This is a genomic window from Chitinispirillales bacterium, assembly GCA_031254455.1.
GTDB lineage: Bacteria > Fibrobacterota > Chitinivibrionia > Chitinivibrionales > Chitinivibrionaceae > WRFX01.
The window spans coordinates 20,942-27,108 of the sequence record JAIRUI010000005.1; the positions used below are offsets into that span (position 1 = coordinate 20,942).

Consider the following 6,167-nt stretch of genomic DNA (forward strand, 5'->3'; position numbering starts at 1 on the left):
ACTACTCTCGTTTCTTTATAAGGTTATGAAATGTTTCATGAAGAAGCGAAAGCACCTGCAGCGAATCATTCATTGAAGCAATATCTTCATTTTCAAGTTTTACGTATAAGTAATCGTAAAGTAAAAGCAATTCATTGGCAAGTTCGTTTTCATCGCTATCCGTTTTTATTATTGAAGTTAATTGAACGAGAATATTTTGAACGGAATCCAAACGGCTTCGTATATATCTTTTTTCCCCATAAATAGCCAATCTTACGGTATTAAACATAGCCTCGTGCAAAAATGCGATTCGATTATATTGCGGCAATGTTATTATCCGCATTTTACGGTAATATGAAGAAACCGCTTTTGAGTCTATTCGCATTATATTTGTTTTCCTTAATGATAAATGATTCTCTAAAATAAATAATTTCACATTATTAAAACCCGGTTTTTCAAATACTCTCGGCATTTTGCGTTCTTAAGCGTAAAAATTTTCCTTAAATTTTCTGTAATTCTTGTGTCAATTCTTCGCAGGTTTGACAATTTTCAATAATTTCGCAACATTTCGGATTTGTAAAGAGCCCTGCGATTCTTGACAGCGTTTTTAGGTGAATTTGCGGATCTCCGTTAAGCGGATTTAAGACGACGATAAGTACTTTAGGCGACGCTTTTGACGGATAGATTTCTCGTTTCTCTTTTTGAAACCACAAAAATATCTGCGGATTTTCAATATATTCCGTGTGAGCGTGTATCAAAATAACTTCCGGAATAAGTTCGACGGGATACAATTCCAAACTTGAAAAAAGAATATTGTAAATTTCACTCTGAGACACTCCGTTTTTTTCAGATATTGACCGTGTTATACTTTCAAAATCGTTCTTTTGCGTTTCTATCGCTTCAAGTTTGGGGTATTCCGGAATTTTTTGCGGCGTGACGTTTTCTTCCAGCAACATTTCTTCGTTTTCCAAAGCGACAAGCGACAGAGACGGGTAAACGGCAAAAACGTTGTTCCGTTCAAATCTGTCGGATAATTGAACCGGATATTTATCGGTTGAAGGCGAACGGAATAATTTATGCCTCGCGCCCATTAAAACGACAAGCGCGTCGTCGTTACGAATATCGCCCGGTAAATCCCGCTTAATAATATTCCAATGTTTTTTTACACATATTTTGTATTTAACCGCGCCCTTAAAAAATTTGTTTATTTTTTCGGAAACTTCACCGCTTTGGTTCTCGGATAAGTAAAATACGGCTTCGGCGCTTACCTGTATCGACAGATGTTTGATTTGAGCTATAAACGAAACGACATCCCCGCTATTTTCGCTTGTCGGCATAAAAACCGCAATAATACGTTTTGTTATTGCAATATTTCCGACTATTTTCGCGAAAACCAAACTCGACGAACAATCGTCCAAAAGCCGTAAATAACCGCGTTCAAAAGGACAAACGACCGTTGAAGATTTTGTTTCGGCTACGGCGTGCAAAATTCCGTCTATAGTATTGTTCGCAATTCGCATTTCCGCTTGAAAATTTTCCTCAAGTTCGCTGGCATGATTCATACAAAAACCTAGAATCGTTTCAGATTCGGCGAGCGACTGTCTGCTTCCGTCCGAAATTGTAAGCGGCGAAATCATATATTTTTTCGCCTGCGTTCTAAATAAACAAGCAAAATCCAAAAGGCCGCCGCTGCTTTCCACATCTGAAACTAATACTAAAGTCCTGCTTTCAAAAAAAGCGTCTATCCGTTTTTTCGGCAGATTTTGAGCGTATTTTTCGGCAAAATAAAGCGCCGCTATCTCGCCGACGGTACATGTAAGCAAAATCAATATCATTGCGGCGTTAAAAATAGTTTCGGAGATAATTTTTATTTCAAGTCCGACCACCGCGCAGGCAATTGTCGTCGCCGCCTGCTGAAACGTCATGCCGGACATCATGAATATCGCTTCTTTTGAATATTTAAAGATTTTCCCGAAAATAAAACTTGCCGACGATTTGGAGATTATTGTCAAGACGGTTAAAGCGATTCCCAAAACTAACGCCTCATTGCTTTCCACAAAAATTTTCGGTCTTATCAACATTCCGGCAGAAATAAGAAAAAACGGAATAAAAAGCGTATTGCCTGCAAAATTTATTTTCGTCATCAAAACGCCGTTTTTTAAAATCAACTTGCCGAAAGCCAATCCGCAGAAAAAAGCTCCGATAAGCGATTCCAATCGTAAAAAATGCGCCGACCATGAGACTAAGCAAACGCTTGCAAACACAAACAAAAACTGCGAATATCCGTCTTCTGAAACCGCACGAAATATTTTTTGTGTAATCTTAGGAATAATCCAAAGAACCAAAACGATAAATAAAATCCAGCTTATAAACATTAACGCGAAATGAGTAAAGGTTGTAATTTCCTGCGAAATATCGGAAATAACCGCCAAAAGTCCCAAAACGGCGATGTCCGAAATAATCGTAGCGCCGACAGTGACAGAAACCGCTTCGGAATTCCCCAAACCGAATTTGTTGATCATTCTAAGCGATAGAAGCGTATGCGAAGCGAAAAAACTCGCCGTAAGAATTGCGGTTTTTGGAGTACAGCCAAAAAGTTTTACTATTAAAATTGTCCCTAAAAGCTGCGGAATTATAAATGTAAGCAAACCAAAAACTACGCTTTTGAACGCATTCTTTTTGAAAAGGAAGGTATCTATTTCCAAACCGGCGATAAACATTAAATACAATTTTCCTATTTCTGAGAAAATGTGGAACGATTCGCTCAACGATTCTAGTTTGAAAACAAAACTTTCTAAAATTATCCCGAAAAGAATATAAAACACGATTCCGGGAATTTTTGTTTTCTCGGAAATTATGGGAACTGAAAATATCGCAAACAGCAATATTGAAAATACAAAAAGCTGATCTGACATTAAATTCCTATTTCATTAACGGCGGCTGTCCTGTCGATTCCAAAACCGCACGCCAAGTTGTTCCGTCGGGATTTATCGTATTTCGCTGACTCACAGCCATTTTAATAGGGATATGAACGTAATAATTATGCACAAGACCGATTAAAGCGCCGGTTTTACCGCCCATTGCGGCATGAACGGCGTTTGCCGCCAATTGTGAACAATAAAGCGAATCGTTGGCGTTGGCTGGCTGACTTCTTACGATATAGGACGGATCAATATATTTCATATTGCACTCTACGTTACTTTTAGCAAAGTATTCAATTATTTTATCACGAATGAATATCCCTATATCGCCTAATTTTTTATTTCCGGAGGCATCGATTTCCAAATATTTATCGTCAAAATTTTTCAATAATTTTTGTCCGGCGCCTTCGGCGACAATAACGACGGCGTAACCGTTTTCAATAACTCTTCTGCGCAACGTTTCTAAAAAACCGTTTTCACCTTCAAGCGCAAAAGGAACTTCCGGAACAAGCACAAAATCGACGTTATTCGCCGCCACCGCCGTGTGAGCGGCGATAAATCCCGATTCTCTCCCCATAAGTTTTACAAGCCCTATGCCGTTTGTGGCGCCTCTCGCTTCAATCGTCGCCGATTCGACCGCTTCGGTAGATTTTTCTACCGCGGTTTCAAAACCGAAAGATTTGCGAACAAAACTCAAATCGTTGTCGATTGTTTTTGGAATACCTATGACGGACAATTTCATTCCTCGATTTTTTGTCTCTTCATAAATTCGTAGCGCTCCCTTTTGAGTGCCGTCGCCGCCTATTGTAAAAAGCATGTTTATATTCATACGCTCTAAACAATCCGCAATATCGTTCGTTCTGTCTCCGTATCCGCGGGAAGAGCCCAGAATAGTTCCGCCTTCACGGTGAATATCACGAACTTTATCTATTGTCAAATCAATGATCGGGAGTTTGAATTCCGGCAGAAATCCTTTGTATCCGTTACAAATACCCACAACGTTATTTACGCCGTACTGTACACGAAGCGTATAAGTAATGTCGCGAATAACGTTGTTTAATCCGGGACACAAGCCGCCGCATGTAATTATCGCCGCTTTTACTTTTCCGGCGTCAAAATAAATGTCTTTACGAGGACCCGCCGCTTCGACAAAAATCGGCTTAAAACTTTTTGCCATATTCCAATCGGTATGACTGTTTAGAACTATGATTTCGGTATCTTCCACAAAATTTGCTATGAAATCTCCGTCTTTCGTCGATAAATTAAGCGGGGATTTGATATTGGTGTGCCCAAGAGTTTCGATAACGAAATCTTCACTGCGGACATTGCTAAAATCTTCTGACATAATAACTCCTTTGCCTCTGGTTAAGAAAAATAATTTATTTCTAAGCGGAATTGAGAAAAATACTTATTAATGGAAACAAAGGAATAATATTGTCACGAAAAGATATTTTCTTTTTGGCAAATATTTCTGCTTCCTCCTCATATTTATTAAAACAATAAATTATTTTAGTAATGCAGTAAACAATGGATTGTTGGGATAATACCGGACTTTTCATTCGTGTTCTTTATCTTTTTATTAACTAAATAAGCGTGAACTTTCTTCACAGGTTGTTCTGCCTATTAACGCCTATTTAGTTAAACACGGGTGAATTCATTGTTTACTGCAAATAATTATGAATTATTGGCGGGACAGCCTTTTCTGATTTTACCGCGCTTCTTTCCTTTAATTCATAAGAGTTATTAAATTCGGCTAATGACGATACAAGCGCCGTCTGTCATTGCGAACGAAGTGAAGCAATCTATACTGGAAATGTGGAACAGAACAGACAATATGGGAAAAATTAAACAAGGAGTTTTTTATGCAAAACAAAAACAGATTTCTGAAAATGATGGCGGTATTGATGATTGCCGCACAAATGGTATCGGCTGAAGACATCACGAATAAGTTTACCGACCTGAACTTTAGGGCGGAGGTGTATAAGGCGATTGGGAAAACGTCTCCCGCTCCGATACTTGACAGTGATGTGAGTGGGATTAAAAACCTTAATGTGAATAGAAAAGGTATAAAATCCCTTGCGGGCATAGAATATTTTACTGAATTGAAGACGTTGTATTGCAATTACAACGAACTGACAACGCTGGACATATCAAATTGTACTGCATTAAACTACTTGAATTTTTCCGGTAATAAATTAAAATCACTTGATGTATCAAACAATCTTGAATTGACACGTCTGGAGTGCTCCGATCACGGTAACGAATTAACGTCAATTGATTTGTCGAAGAACACCGAACTTGTTTTCTTGAATCTTGCCTATAACAAATTTACGTCACTTGATGTATCAAAAAACACTAAATTAACATTTTTAGGGGTTTGTGGGAACCAATTGACAACAATTGATGTGTCAAACAATCTCGCATTAGAAAATTGCAGTTTTCACTACAACCAATTGACTGAACTTGATGTGTCCAAGAATACAAATTTGCGAAAAATTGCTTGTGAATACAATCAATTAATCTCGCTTGACTTATCTAAAAATATCAAACTGGATTCTTTGGATTGTAGTAACAATCAACTAACTGAATTGAATGTCTCTGGGTGTACTGCGCTGACATTATTGGATTGCTGGGACAACCAATTAACTGAACTTGATTTATCTAACAACTCTAAATTGCAAGTAATTAGTTGTCCTCGCAATCAATTAAAAACACTTGACATGTCGAATAATCCGGAACTAACATGGTTAGCATGCGACATGAATCAATTAACAACATTGAATGTATCTAAGAATAGCAAATTGACGAAATTGTTTTGTGATAGAAATCAATTGACCAAACTTAATGTTTCAAATAATATTGCACTGAAAGCATTAAGGTGTTACGAAAATCAATTAACATCACTTGATTTATCTAATAACACTAAACTGGATTCGTTGTTGGATTGTTCCTACAACCAATTAACTACACTTTCCTTACCTAATAGCACTGCGCTACCGAAGTTGAGTTGCCAAGGCAATCAACTGACCGAACTTAACTTACTCAATAATAAAGCACTGACAAAAGTGTATGTCGATAGAAATTTATTCAATAGTAAAAGCGACATTGTTGGTTGGGATGAGTCAAAATACAGCGACCATTCATATTCACCCCAGCGTCGAAAGAACAAAGTAACGTTCAACACCAACGCCGATTCGGAAGTAGCCCCACTCATAGACGTATTGAGTTTTGAGAAGATTACCGAACCTGCCGCTCCGGAAAAAGCAG

4 protein-coding genes are annotated in these 6,167 nt (G+C 38.0%); 1 reads left to right on the forward strand and 3 read right to left on the reverse strand.

Going from position 1 to position 6,167, the window contains the following annotated elements:
• Position 1: 1 nt before the first annotated feature.
• From LBH98_00315 to LBH98_00325, 3 genes are all read right to left on the reverse strand, one after another.
• Positions 2-364 (reverse strand): hypothetical protein, encoded by a 363-nt coding sequence (locus tag LBH98_00315; GenBank protein ID MDR0303206.1) that lies wholly within the window; start codon positions 362-364, stop codon positions 2-4.
• 115 nt (positions 365-479) lie between these two features.
• Complete coding sequence (locus LBH98_00320) at positions 480-2,894, reverse strand: cation:proton antiporter (protein MDR0303207.1); 2,415 nt, start codon at positions 2,892-2,894, stop codon at positions 480-482.
• 7 nt (positions 2,895-2,901) lie between these two features.
• The gene (locus LBH98_00325) at positions 2,902-4,245 is read right to left on the reverse strand and encodes an ATP-dependent 6-phosphofructokinase (protein ID MDR0303208.1); all 1,344 of its coding nucleotides are present in this window, start codon (positions 4,243-4,245) and stop codon (positions 2,902-2,904) included.
• Between the two features lie 517 nt (positions 4,246-4,762).
• Between LBH98_00325 and LBH98_00330 the strand changes: the two genes are divergently transcribed.
• Positions 4,763-6,167: hypothetical protein (locus tag LBH98_00330; GenBank protein MDR0303209.1), on the forward strand; the 1,405-nt coding region annotated here is incomplete at its 3' end.

What these genes read in the sequence shown, in the direction of transcription:
- LBH98_00315 (MDR0303206.1), bottom strand. Translation starts at nt 364, where the DNA reads ATGCGAATAGACTCAAAAGCGGTTTCTTCATATTACCGTAAAATGCGG.
- LBH98_00325 (MDR0303208.1), bottom strand. Translation starts at nt 4,245, where the DNA reads ATGTCAGAAGATTTTAGCAATGTCCGCAGTGAAGATTTCGTTATCGAA.
- LBH98_00320 (MDR0303207.1), bottom strand. Translation starts at nt 2,894, where the DNA reads ATGTCAGATCAGCTTTTTGTATTTTCAATATTGCTGTTTGCGATATTT.